The sequence below is a fragment of the Modestobacter sp. Leaf380 genome, assembly GCF_001424485.1.
Classification (GTDB): domain Bacteria; phylum Actinomycetota; class Actinomycetes; order Mycobacteriales; family Geodermatophilaceae; genus Klenkia.
On the sequence record NZ_LMQC01000012.1, the window covers coordinates 726,941 to 740,380 of the forward strand.

Consider the following 13,440-nt stretch of genomic DNA (forward strand, 5'->3'; position numbering starts at 1 on the left):
CAACGCCCCCACCAGCCGCCGCCGGTCCCGTGGCGGGGCCGGCCGCGCCGGGCCGGTGGGAGGCGGACTGGTGGGGGGCTGCGTCACGCCGGACAGCCCAGCACGTCGGGCGGGCGGGCCGTGGTCGCCGCGCGGGGCGGGGCCGGTGCGAGGGCTCCCGGGGTGACCCGCCGCACCGGCACCTCCCGCGTCACGGCGCGGCGGTGACCGTCAGCGGTCCGAAGCGGACCGCGGTCCCGGCGGTCGAGGACCCGGTCAGGTAGGCGGCGAGGCCCACCCCGCCGGCCGCCTGCAGGGCGGCGGTGTCGTCGGTGCGGGTCAGCGACGGGGTGGCGGGCCGGTCGGCGCCGTCGGCCCACACGGACGCCGTGACCGTCGTCGTCCCGGTGCCCGCGACCTGCAGCCGGACCTGGAGCAGCTGGCCGGCGGTGTGGCCGGTGGCCACGGTGACCTCGGCGCCCAGCAGGGCCTCGGTGGTGGTGCCGGACAACCGGGTGACCGCGGCCCGGACGGTGCCGTCGGTGAGGAAGCGGAGCCGCACCCGGTACTCCAGGTTGGTGTCCACCCGGCGGCCCGTCACGTAGGCGTAGGTCCCGCCGCCGGTGGGGGCCGAGGTCAGCCGCACCGACGTCGCCACGTCCACACCGGTGGCGGAGACGCCCCCGAGGTACGTCCCGGTCAGGTTGCCGGCGGTGGGCAGGGCGAGCTGGGCGGCCCCGTCGGCCACGGACAGCCGGGTGCTGCCGTTGGCCGTGGTCCACGGTCCCCCGACGTCCGCCGTCCCCAGGCCGGGGGCCGTGGTCCGGGTGAAGGCGTCGGAGGCGAGCACCCAGACCGCGGGCCGGGTCACGGTGACCTGGCGCTCGGTGGTCGCCGTGGCGCCCCGGTCGTCGGTCACCGTGAGCAGGACTCGGTACGTGCCGGGCCCGGAGTAGGTGTGCGTGACCTGCGCCCCGGTGGCGGTCCGCCCGTCACCGAGGTCCCAGGCCAGGCCCGCGACCGTGCCGTCGGGGTCGGCCGAGGCCGAGCCGTCCAGCTGCACGACCAGGTCCGCCGGCGTCGCCGTGAACGCCGCGACCGGCTCCCGGTTCGGGGGCTCGGTGGCCGTGACCGTGCGGGTCGCCGTGGCCGTGGCGCCGTCGTCGTCGGTCACCGTGAGGGTCACGGTGCGGTCACCGGGACGGGCGTAGACGTGCGTCGCGGTGGGTCCGGTCGCCGTGGTCCCGTCGCCGAAGTCCCACGCCCACGCGGTCAGCTGACCGTCGGCGTCGGTCGACGACCCGGCGTCGACGTCCAGCGACAGATCCGTCGTGGTGGCCGTGAACGCCGCCGCGGGGGCCTGGTTGGGCACGGTCTGCGCTGCCGCCCAGTGCGCGGAGACCTGCGTGGCGGACAGCACCGTCGGGTAGACGGCGACGTCGTCGACCCGGCCGGCGAACCAGGTGCCGATGCCGGACCCGCCACGGTCGCCGCCGACCCGCCACCAGCCGGTCATCGACCGGCCGACGGTGCGGGTGTCCGCGGCCACGGGACGGCCGTCGACGTAGAGCGCCGTGCCGCCCGCGCCGGACGTCAGCACGACGTGGTGCCAGCGCCCGTCGTTGTAGGCCGACGGCGACGCCAGGGTCACCGTGGCGCCCAGGAACGTGCCGGCGGTGGCGGTGTAGCTCAGCCGCCCGTCGGTGCGCATGGACAGCACCCGGTCGGTGGTGGCCGACGTGCCGGACTGGGCGCTGCCGAAGCCGATGAGCTCGCCACCGCGGGTGGTCGTGGAGGCGAACCACAGCTCCTGGGAGGAGGTGGTGGGCGCCGGGCGCGACACCGTCGTCACCAGCCCGTCGTCGGACCCGTCGAGGGACAGCGCCGAGCCCGCGGCGCGGCCGGGGGTCTCGGTGCTGCCGGCCGCGCCGAGGGACGCGCCGCCGGTGAGCAGGCCCGTCCCGCCGTCACCGGTGGGCTGGTTGCCCGCCACGCGGGTGCCGGAGGGCTCGTCCAGGCGCCAGGACAGCGACGGGGCGTCGGCGTGCACGGCAGCGCCGTAGGGGTCGGTGGGCGCCGAGGTCCACCGGCCGGGGGCACCCGCGGCGAGCACGTGGGCCCGGACCGTCGCCGTGGGCAGCACGGTCGGGTACACCGCGACCGCGTCGACCTGGCCGACCAGGTCGGTCCGGCCGACGTTCGGCCAGCTGCTGAGCGGCCCCCCGCCGACCTGCCAGAAGCCGTTGTAGGCAGCGCCGCTGGTCACCGAGGCGTCGGTGCCCACGAGGACGCCGTCCACCCACAGCGACATGCCGCCGCTGCCCAGGCTGCCGACGACGTGGTGCCAGGCACCGTCGTTGTAGGCCGCCTGGCCCGCGACGGTGCGGCGACTGCCGTTGTTGACGCCGAAGTGCACCCGGCCCGATGCGTCCAGGTAGACCTGCCGGTCGTAGCTGCCGTTGGCGCCGGTGGCGGAGTTCCCGAAGCCGGCCAGCCGGCCGCCGGTGGTCGAGGAGGTGGCGAACCACAGCTCCAGCGAGAAGGTCGAGGGCGCGGCCTTGGCGCCGGCGGCCACCCCGGCGACCATCCGGGAGGCGGTCGTGCCGTCGAGCCGGAAGGACCCGCTCGTGTCGCCGGCGATCGCGCCGGTCGGCTGGGCGGAGACACCGGCGGGGACGGTCAGCGGGGCACGCCCGGTGGCGTCACCGCTGGACCCCGCAGACAGCCACCCCAGCGGCCACGCCGACGTGGCGCCGTCGGCCACCGCCCGGTCGGTGTAGGCCGAGGGCAGCGGCTCGGCGCTGACGGTCCCCGTCGTCGCGGCGCTGCGCACGGTGTTGCCCCAGGCGTCCTGCGCCTGGACGACGTAGGAGTGGGTCGAGGAGGGGTCCAGACCGCGGTCGGTGAGGGCGACCGTGCGGGGTGCGTAGAACAGCGAGTCCACGACCTGGGTGTCCACCGGGGTCGGGTCGCCGTCGCGCAGCAGCGTGTAGGTCAGCGAGCGGTCGTCCCGGTCCGACGTCGTCGGCACGGTGACCGCCAGGGAACCGGCGCCACCGGCCGTCACTGTCGGGGCCGCGAGGCTCCCGGCGACCGGGCCCACCCGGTTGGGGGCCTTCGCCCGGACGGCGAACCGCACCAGGCCCTGCTGGCCCACGGAGTTGACGCGGGGGAACTCCCCGCCGTAGACGACGTAGTCCGCGGTGCCGGTGACGCTCCAGCCGGCCTGTCCCTGACCGGTGAAGGTGCCGGGGGTGATGGTCGGGTACCAGTCCATGACCGAGGGGGCAGGGGCGCCGCGGAACGCGGTGTTGCCCCAGGTGCCGTTGCCCACCGTGCCGGTCGTCGCCTGCGTGTAGGCGATGCCGAACCGGCTCACCCGGGGGCTCACCTCGGGGAAGCCGCCGATGTTGCTGCAGACGTGCGGGTGGCCGGCGACGTACACCGCGCCGGCGACCGGGAAGGTCGAGTAGGTGTCACCGCGGCAGTCCGCGTCCCACACCAGGGCGCCGCCGGCCGCGGTCACCGCGAGCACGCCCTCGGCGTTGCCCGGGCCGGAGAAGTCGTAGGCCCCGACCCACACGGTGCTGCCGTCGGTGGACAGGCTGGTGACGCCGGAGTCGTCGCCCTGGTTGGTGATCCGCTGGCCGAGCGCGAAGGGCCGGACGTCGCCGGTGACCGCGTCGACCGCGCCGACGCCGCTGGTTGCCGTCCCGTTGATCGAGCCGAACCGCCCGCCGACGACGACCTGGTCGCCGGTGAGCACCAGGCTGCTGACGGCGGCGCTGGTGGCGGTGCTGCCGTCCCGGTTCCGCCCGGGGCCGGTGGCCGGCGCCCACGGCAGCAGCGCGCCGGCGGCGCTGAAGGCCGCCAGCCGCAGCCGGGACGCGCTGCCGACGGCGTTGAAGTCGCCGCCGACGTAGACGGTGTCCGCCGTCGCCACGAGGGCCCGCACCGAGGCAGTCACCGCGGGCGCGAAGCCCGGGACCAGCGCACCGGTGACCGGGTCCAGGGCCGCGACGCGGCGGCGGGTCTCGCCGTCCACGGTGGTGAAGTCGCCGCCGACGTAGACCCGGGACCCGTCCGGGGAGGCGGTGACGACGAGCGCCTGGGCGTTGAGCGCCGGCGCCCAGCCGGGCAGCAGCGCCCCGGTGCGGATGTCGTAGGCGAGCAGGTTGGCCCGCGGGGTGAGGTTGGTGCCGGCCGCGGCACCGGCCGGGCGGGCGTTGGCGAACCGGCCCGCGACGTAGACGGTGTCCCCCACGACCACCTGGGACCACACGACCCCGTCGACCTGGACCGTCGGCAGCGCGTCCGCGGCCACGGTGGTGGCCGGCGCCGGGCTCGTGGTCGCGAGGACCGGGGCGTCGTCGGCAGCCTGCGCGGGAGCCCCCGGCAGGGTGCCGACGACGAGGCCCGCCACGAGGGCGCTGAGCACGCGGGTCAGCCGGCGCGGCCGAGGAGAGGGGTTCACAGTTCTGGTCACCGTCCGTGAAGGAGCACGAGGGCTGAGAGCAGCCACCTGGGAGCCTGTCCTGCGAGCGGTCACTCTGGGTAGTACCCGAGCGGGGGATCTCGGGGCGCGGTGTCCCCCGTACGGGCGCGCGCGGACGCGTCGTCCGTGCCGGATGACGCTGCGTCACGCCGACGGCGTGGGGGCGTACGCACGGACCGGGCGGCGCCGACCGTGAGGTCGACGCCGCCCGGTCCGGGTGGGTCAGGAGCGGGGTGCCCGCCGGGCGCCGGTCAGGGCACGTCGGTGACGGTCAGGGCCCCGAACCGGGCCACGGTCCCGCTGGTGGCCGAGCCGGACAGGTACGCCGTGAGGGCCACCCCGCCGGGGGCCTGCAGGCTCGCGGTCGTGTCGGTCCGGGTGAGCGTCGGCGTGGTCGGGGCCGAGGCCCCCTCGGCCCAGACGGAACCGCTGACGGTCGTCGTCCCGGTGCCGGTCACGGTGAGGGCGACCTGGAGCACCTGCCCGGCGGTGTAGCGGGTCGGGAGGGTGACCTCGTTGCCGAGGACCACCTCCGTGGCCGAACCCGACAGGCGCGTGACGGCGACGCCGACAGCTCCGTTGGACTGGAACCGCAGCCGCAGGCGGTACTCCTGGTTGAGCCCCACCCGGCGTCCGGTCACGTAGACCGTGGTGCCGCCCCCGGTGACCGCACCCGACAGGCTGACCGTCGTGCGAAGGTCCACCGCGGAGGACGAGACGCCCGCCAGGAAGGCCCCGGTCTGGTTCGTCGGGCTGGTCAGCGCGAGCTGGGCCGTCCCCGGGGTGACCGACAGGCGGGCCGCCCCGAAGCTCGGGGTCCAGGCGCCGCCGGTGTCGGCGGTGCCCAGTGCGCCCGTGACGGTGCGCCCGAAGGCGTCCGCTGCGCGCACCGTCGGCGAGGCCGGCGCCACGGTCACCGACCGGGTGGTCGAGGCGGTGGCGCCCCGGTCGTCGGTGACGGTGAGGGTCACCGTGTAGGTGCCCGGCGTCGCGTAGGTGTGCGTCGCCGTCGCCCCGGTGGTCGACTGCCCGTCCCCGAAGGTCCAGGACCACGCGGCCACGGTGCCGTCCGCGTCGACCGAGGCCCGGCCGTCCACGGAGACCGTGAGGGCGGAACCGGACACGGTCATGCCCGCCGTCGGCGCCTGGTTGGGCGGGTCGGTGGCGACCACGTCACGCGTGGTCGTCGCCGTCGCGCCGGCGTCGTCGGTGACCGTGAGGGTCACGGTGCGGGTGCCGGCGGTCGCGTAGGTGTGCGACGCCGTGGCCCCGGTGGCGGTCGCGCCGTCCCCGAAGGCCCAGGCCCAGGAGACGATGCGGCCGTCCGCGTCGGTCGAGGACCGGCCGTCGACGCTGACCGAGCGGTCGGTCACGGTGGCCGAGGCCACCGCCGTCGGCGGGGTGTTCGCCGGCGGGGCCGGCGCGACGGTCACCGAGGTGGTCGTCGAGCTGGTCGCCCCCTCGTCGTCGGTCACCGTCAGGCCCACGGTGTAGGTGCCCGCGGCCGTGTAGGTGTGCGAGGTGGTCTCCCCGGTACCGGTGCCGCCGTCCCCGAAGGCCCAGGCCCAGGAGGCGATGGTGCCGTCGGCATCGGCGGAGCCCCGGCCGTCGGCGGCGACGACCAGGTCGGTCGCCGTCACCCGGGCCAGCGCCGTCGGCGCCTGGTTGGGCGCGGCCACCGTGACGCTGCGGGTGGTGGAGGCGGTGCCGCCGTCGTCGTCGGTCACGGTCAGCCGGACGACGTAGGTCCCGTCACCGGCGTAGGTGTGGGCGGCCGAGACGCCGGACCCCGAGGACCCGTCACCGAACTCCCAGGTCCACGACACGACCGAGCCGTCGGGGTCGGTCGACCCACTGGCGTCGGCGACCGTGTCCAGACCCGTGGCGGTCACCGTGGCCGACGCCGTCGGCAGCTGGTTGGGCGGCGGGAGGACGGTGGTCACCGTCTGGGTCGTGCTGCTCTCCTGGCCCTTGGCGTCGGTGACGGTCAGCGTGACCACGTGGTCCCCGGCGGTCGGGTACCGGTGGGTGACCGGGGTGCCGGTCGCCGTGCTGCCGTCGCCGAAGTCCCAGCTGTACGCCGCGACCGGCCCCTCGACGTCGGAGGACGTCGAGGCGTCGAAGGTGGCGCTGAGACCGTCCACGGTGGAGGTGAAGCGGGCCACCGGGGTGGCGTCGGGGCCCAGGCCCGAGGCGGTGAAGTGCGCGGCCACCTCGGCGGCGGCGAGCTGCCGGTCGTAGACGGCGACCTCGTCGATCGTCGCGGCGACGTAGGGGTCACCGGACCAGCTGTTGTCCCCGCCGACCCGCCAGTACCCGGTGTAGACCTGCGACTCCGTGTTCGTCGAGGACCCCACGAGGGCGCCGTCGACGTAGAGCCGCATGCCCTCGGCACCGATGGAGGCGGTGACCTGGTGCCACGTGCCGTCGTTGTAGGCCGCCGGGCTGGTGACCGTGTTCAGGTTCCCGTTGTAGGTGCCGAAGGTCAGCTGCCCGGAGGGCTCGAGGTAGACGTGCCGGTCGTAGCCGCCGCTGCGGCCGGACTGCTGGGTGCCGAAGCCGATCAGCTTGCCGCCCCGCGTCGTGGTGGAGGAGAACCACAGCTCGGTGGTGAAGACGGTCGGGTTGGTGACCGCCGTGCGGGAGTACAGGCCGTCGTCGACACCGTCGAAGGTCACCGCGGTGTTGGCCGTGGTGCCCGCCAGCTGCGGGCCGGCGACGGCCAGGGTCGGGTCGCCGGTGTACGTGCCGCGGCCACCGGCCGGGCCCGCAGCGGCGGCCGAGGAGCCCGACGCCTCGTCCATCCGCCAGAACAGCGACGGGGCCGAGTCGTAGACGGCGGCACCGTAGGCGTCCGCCGGACGGGTCGGGGTGGTGGAGGCCTGGGCCGCGGCGGTCCAGTGCGCGGCGACCTGCTGCGCGGTCAGGGCACGGTCGTACACGGCGGCCTCGTCGAGCAGGCCGTCGAAGGCCGCGGTGTTCGCGCCGCCCCAGATGTTGTCCGAGCCCAGCCGCCAGTAGCCGTCGTAGCCGGCGACCGAGGTGTTGCCGTTGGTCTGCACCAGCGCGCCGTCGACGTAGAGCGCCATGCCGGTGGACCCGAAGGTCGCCACGACGTGGTGCCAGTCGCCGTCGTTGTAGGCGCGCGGCGTGTCGATCACGGCCTCACCCGGCGCCCAGACGCCGAACCGCAGGCGGCCGTCGGCGAACATGTAGACGAACCGGTCGTAGTTGTTGCTCCAGGCGTCCTGGGTGCTGCCGAACCCGATGAGCCGCCCGCCGTTGCTCGAGGTGGTGTTGAACCAGGTCTCAGCGGTGAAGGTGGTCGGGTCGTCGGTGCGCTGGGAGGACACGACGTAGCCGCCGCGACCGTCCAGGTCGATGGCCCGCGAGTCGGTGCCGGGCAGGGTCACGCCGGACTGGGCCCGGGAGACCTCGCCGGTGTAGGTGCCGACGGCACCGGAGCCGGAGGCGTCGACCGCGCTGGTGGCGTTCGCCGCGTCGTCCAGGCGCCAGTACGTCGTGGGCTCGTCCGCTGCCACGGCGGCGCCGTAGACGTCGGTCGGGGCCGGGGTGCTGCTCAGCGTGCGGCCCGAGGCCGTGTAGTGGGCACGCACCTGGGCGGTGCCCAGCGCGGTCGGGTAGAAGGCGGCCTGCGACAGCTGGCCGCTGAACTCAGCGGGCACGCCCCAGCCACCGAGGTTGCCGGTGCCGAACTGCAGCCAGCCGCGGTAGTCCTGGCCGGCCGTGACCCGCCGGTCGGAGCCGACCTTGACGCCGTCGACGTAGAGGACCTGCCCCTGGTCCGACATCGTCGCCACCGCGTGGTGCCACTGCCCGTCGTTCACCGGGCGGGAGGTGGTGAGGGTCTCGATCGCACCGGTGTAGACGCCGAAGACGAGCTTGCCGCTGCCGTCGAGGAAGAGGTGGCGGTCGTAGGCGGAGTTGCCGCCGGTCGTGGAGTTGCCGAAGCCGGCCAGGCGGCCGGTCGTGGCCGTCGTGGAGAACCAGAGCTCGACGCTGAAGGTGTCCGGGACCTTCGTGGCGGCGCCGGTGGCACCGACGGTGCCCCGGGCCGCGGCGGTGCCGTCACCGGACAGCGAGGTGGTGCCCAGCGCGGAACCCGGCGCCGGGGTGAGCCCACCGGCCGAGACGACGTCGGACATGCCCACGTAGTCGTAGCTGGTGGCACCGGTCTGTGCGTCCAGCGGCCAGTAGCCGGTGGCGCCGTCGGACAGCACCGTCTGCGCGTAGGGGGACAGGGCGGCCGACGAGGCGCGCACGGTGACGCTGCCCCGGGTGGCCGTGTTCCCGGCCGGGTCGGTGACCGTCACGCGGTACGTGTAGCTGGTGCCGGCGACGACGGCGCGGTCGACGAAGCCCATGGTCGGGCGGTTCCACCAGCTGGAGCTGCCGGTCGTCTCGAAGACGGGCGTGGTGGGCTTGTCCGCGCGGACGACCTTGTAGCTGAGGTTGGCGTTGTCGTTGTCGTAGGCGGCGGTCCAGGTGACCCGGACCGAGCCCGCGGCAACGGACACCGCGGTGGGGGTGATGCCGACGTCGGAGACGGGGCCGACCTTGTTGGGGGCGGCGTTGGGCATCGCGAAGCGGACGAGGCCCTGCTGGGCGGTGCCACCGGCGCGGGTGAACTCACCGCCGTAGAGCAGGTAGTCCCCGGAGGCCGCGACGTCCCAGCCGGCCTGGTAGGAGCCGCTGACCGAGCCGACGTTCAGGTCGGGGTACCAGTGCAGCAGCGAGGAGGAGGGCTGACCGTAGAAGGAGCCCCAGGTGTTGGTGCCCTGGGCGGCCAGGTCGACGGCGACGGCGAACTTGCTGACCCGCGGGTCCTGCTCGGGGTAGCCGCCGATGGACTCGCAGACGTGCGGGTGCCCGGCCAGGTACAGCGCGCCGCGGAACGCGACGCTGGCGTAGGTGTCGCCGTGGCAGTCGTTGACCCAGACCAGGTTGCCGCCGTCGGCGGTGGCCGCGAAGGAGCCCTCGAGGTTGCCGGGGCCGTAGTAGTCGTAGCCGGTGCCGTAGACGGTGGTGCCGTCGGTGGACAGGCTGTAGACCGCGGAGTTGACGCCCTGGTTGGTGATCTGGGTGCCCATCGCGAAGGCCCGGCTCGCGCCGGTGGTCGCGTCGAGGGCGCCGACGCCCGAGGCCGGGTTGCCGTTCAACGTGTAGAAGTGGCCCGAGACGACGACCTGGCTCCCACCGTTGGTGACCACGAGGGACTTGACCTCGTTGCTGGTCTGGGCGTTGCGGGTCGGGTTGTCGGGCAGGCTGTTGCCCGACGTCGGGCCGACCCCGGGCACGGGGGCCCAGGGCAGCAGCGCACCCGCCGTGGTGACGGCGGCCAGCCGGCTGCGGCTGACCCCGCCCACGGCGGAGACGGTGCCGCCGAGGTAGACCGTGGACGCCGTCGCCCCGATGGCCTTGACCACGCCGGAGACGCTGGGCGCGAAGGCGGTCAGCGCGCCGGTGGCGGTGTCGAAGGCGGCGATCCGGTTGCGGGTGGCCGTGCCGACCCGGGTGAACTCGCCGCCGACGTAGAGGGTCTTGCCGTCGGGGCTGGTGGCCAGGCTCCAGGCCTGCGCGTTCAGGTTGGGGTTGAACGAGCCGATGAGCACACCGGTCGTCAGGTCGTAGGCCAGCAGGTTGTTGCGCGAGACCTCGTTGGTCCCCGCGGCAGCGCCTGCCGGGCGGGCAGTGCTGAAGCGGCCGGCGACGTAGACGGTGTTCCCGACCACGGCCTGGTCCCAGACGACGCCGTTGATCTGCGCGGTCGGCAGCGCGTCCGCGGTCACCGTCGTCGGCGGGGTCTTCCCCGTCGTCGCGTCGGCGACCGGCGCGGAGTCGGCCCGGGCGGGCGGCGCACCACCGGCGAGGACGCCGACGGAGAGCGCCACGGCCAGGAAGCCCGCGGCGGCGGCGCGGAGTGCGCCGGGGAGTGCAGTGGTGCGCATGGGTCTCTCGATCTCGCTGGCCGGCAAGCCCCAGGGCGCCCGGCATCGGGTCATGACTGTGCGTGGTGTACGAGCCCGACACCAGGGGTAGCTGGCCCTCGATCGGGTGAACCGCCCTCAGCGGTTCCGTTCGAGCGACGATCCGTCGCTCAGCGTGATCACACGGTGGCTCTCACGGTAGGGCGCCGTGACGAACTCGCTGGTGTGAGCTGTGCACACGGTGACGCTCAGCTCTCACGCCCTCAGCCGACGGCACCCCGGAACACCAGGTAGGGCGCTCCCGCCTGGTAGCCGACCTGGACCGTGACGTCGTCCCGGTCGTCCTCGGGGACGTAGAACACGTAACTCCCCGTGACTGTCGCTCCGGGGTCGACCGTGCCGGCGAGCGGGGCGGCCTGGGAGTCGTCCAGCAGCGTGGCCGGGGCCAGGTCCGACCCGGTGTAGGCCTCGACCACGGCGGCGTCGAAGGACACCGGCGCCGCGGTCCCGTTGGTCAGCTCCACGGTCACCAGCAGCGCGGGGCCGTCGATGTTGCCGATGCCCTCGCCGTCGCCCTGCACGGCCTCCACCGAGACCAACCGGCCGGTGACCCCGTCGCCGACGGCGGCCGGGTCACCCAGCCCGACGGCGGTGAGGGCCGGGGGCAGGTCGGTCGCCTCGGCCGTCGGGCCCGAGGGCTCCGGCGTCGGCGGGTTCGTGGGCGGCGGCTCGGGGCTCGAGGACACCGAGAACGACGAGGTCGGAGCCGCCGACCCGGTCTCGTCCCCGCCACCGAGCGAGGTGAGCAGCACGGCGAGGGCCGCCAGGACGACGACCGTCCCGGCCGCGCCCAGGACCAACAGCCGGCGGGAGGGACGGCGCGGGGCCGCGGGCGAGCTCATGTAGACGTCCTGTCCCGACGGCCGAGGGCCGCCATCTCGTTGCGCCACCGGGGTAGCGCGAGCAGCAGGTACCCGGTGGTGCCGAGTGCCAGGAGCCCGTAGGCCCCCAGGAAGAGCGGGGTGGCGCCGAGCAGCACGAACACCAGGCACAGCACGCCGTAGTCGGTGGGCGCGACGAGCAGCGAGCGCAGCACGCTGGGCCGCTCGCCGGTACCGGCACGGGCAGCGCGGGTCTTGGCCCCGTGCTGGGCCCGCAGCGCCTCGTTGAGCAGGGTCAGCGAGAAGTGCGTGACGGCGACGACGGCGAAACCGAGCGGCACCAGGAGCCAGGCCGGGTCCAGCGAGCCGGTCCGGTAGAGCCCGATCAGCACGCACAAGTGGACGGCGACCACCTTGGCCGAGTCGACGGCGTGGTCCAGCCACTCCCCCGCCGGTGAGCCACCGCCGCGCAGCCGGGCCAGCTGGCCGTCCGCGGAGTCCAGGGCGTACCCCAGGACGAGGAGGGCGGCGACCAGCACACCGGTCGCCCAGTCGTGCGGTGCCAGAGCGACGACGGCGAGCCCGGCAGCGGTGCAGACCGCGCTCAGCCCGGTGACGGCGTCAGGGGTGAGGCCCCGGTGGAAGGCCACCGCGGCCAGGACCCGGCCGAAGGGCCGGTTCACGAAGCGGGAGTACGCCGGGGCACCCTGGGCGCCCTTCTGGGCGCCGGCCAGGCGGCGGACGGTGTCGGCCACGCTCTCCCCGGCGGCCGGACGGGCCGGCGCCGGTGCGGTCGCGGTCACGCGACCACCCGCAGTCCCGGGCGCTCGACCGGGGTCACGGGCGCGGTCGACGTCGGCGCGACGTCGGGGCCGGGCGCCGTGGGGTGGCCCCGACGACGGCCACGCGGGCGGCGCGCCGGGCTGGCGGTGGTCAGCCGGACGGCCAGCTGCTCGTAGGCGGCGGCGACGTCGTCCCAGTCGTAGGAGGCGGCCCGCTCCCGGGCGAGGACGCCGCGGCGACGGGCGTGCTCCGGGTCGGCCTCGGTCCGCTCGACCAGGGCCGGCACGTCCTGCGCACCGAGGAAGTAGCGACCGGCCGTGCCGAGCACCTCGCGGTTGAAGGAGACGTCGTGGGCCAGCACCGTGGCGCCGGCCCCGATCGCCCGCAGCAGCGAGGGGTTGGTGCCCCCGACCGAGTGGCCGTGCAGGTAGGAGGTGGCGTGCCGGTACAGGGTGTCGAGCAGGTCCTGGTCCCAGACGCCCCCGAGGAACCGGACGCGCTCGTCACCGAGCGAGTGGACCAGCGCGGTGTACTCGTCGGCGTAGGGGGCCGAGCCCACCACGACCAGGGGCTGGGTCGCCGAGCTGGCGGTGTAGCCCTCGACGATCTCGGCGACGTGGTTCTCCGGCTCGAACCGGGCCACGACCAGGTGGTAGCCGCGCTCGGTGAGGTCGAGCTCGGCCAGTCGGCCGGCCGGGGGGTCGATGACCGGCGCCCCGTAGGTGATCAGGTCGGTCGAGGCGCCGAACTCCTGGGTGTAGTAGTCGGCGATGCCCTGGGCGTCGGCGATGAGCGCGTCGGACCAGCGCACGGCGAGCGCCTCGGCCGCGCGGTAGTACCGCCGGCCGGCCCCGCTCCACTTCGTCCGCTTCCACTCCAGGCCGTCCACGTGCGTCGCGACCGGCACCCGGGCTGCGCGGATGACCGGCAGCAGCGGGGCATTGGCCGCGTTGAACACGAACGCGGCGTCGGGACGGTGGGCCACCAGGTGGCCGACCGACAGCGCCGTGTGCGAGAGCGTCTCCAGGGCGCGCTTGCGTGCCGCGGGCAGGTGCACGAGCTGCATGCCCAGGTGCGTGTCCGGCGGCGCGGACGCCCCCGGGGTGGTCCGGCAGTAGACGACCACCTCGTGCCCGCGCTCGACGAGCCTGCGCCCGACCTCTTCCACGCAGGTCTCGAATCCTCCGTACGCCGCGGGCACACCACGGGTCCCCACCAGTGCGATGCGCACCGCACACCTCCTCGTTTCGTCTGGGTCGTCTTCGGTCATCGTGCGGGCGCTCTGGAGCTGGAGTGCCAGGTCGGGCCGTGCTCGTCACCCGGTCGGGCTAGACCACGGCGCCCGGTCGAGCTG

5 protein-coding genes are annotated in these 13,440 nt (G+C 75.0%); all 5 read right to left on the reverse strand.

The window, feature by feature from the left end:
• Positions 1–190: 190 nt before the first annotated feature.
• Entirely contained in the window at positions 191–4,417 is a 4,227-nt protein-coding gene (locus tag ASG41_RS11580) for a PKD domain-containing protein (RefSeq protein ID WP_056294196.1), read from the reverse strand.
• A gap of 308 nt (positions 4,418–4,725) precedes the next feature.
• Complete coding sequence (locus ASG41_RS11585) at positions 4,726–10,443, reverse strand: PKD domain-containing protein (protein WP_056294199.1); 5,718 nt, start codon at positions 10,441–10,443, stop codon at positions 4,726–4,728.
• Positions 10,444–10,685: 242 nt separating this feature from the next.
• On the reverse strand, positions 10,686–11,324 hold the full coding sequence (locus ASG41_RS11590; RefSeq protein ID WP_056294202.1) for a DUF5067 domain-containing protein: 639 nt from the start codon (positions 11,322–11,324) through the stop codon (positions 10,686–10,688).
• Complete coding sequence (locus ASG41_RS11595; protein ID WP_082556801.1) at positions 11,321–12,106, reverse strand: CDP-alcohol phosphatidyltransferase family protein; 786 nt, start codon at positions 12,104–12,106, stop codon at positions 11,321–11,323. The genes ASG41_RS11590 and ASG41_RS11595 overlap by 4 nt, the downstream gene beginning before the upstream one ends.
• On the reverse strand, positions 12,103–13,317 hold the full coding sequence (locus ASG41_RS11600) for a DUF1972 domain-containing protein (protein WP_200938831.1): 1,215 nt from the start codon (positions 13,315–13,317) through the stop codon (positions 12,103–12,105). Before ASG41_RS11600 ends, ASG41_RS11595 begins: the two co-directional genes overlap by 4 nt.
• Positions 13,318–13,440: the final 123 nt, after the last annotated feature.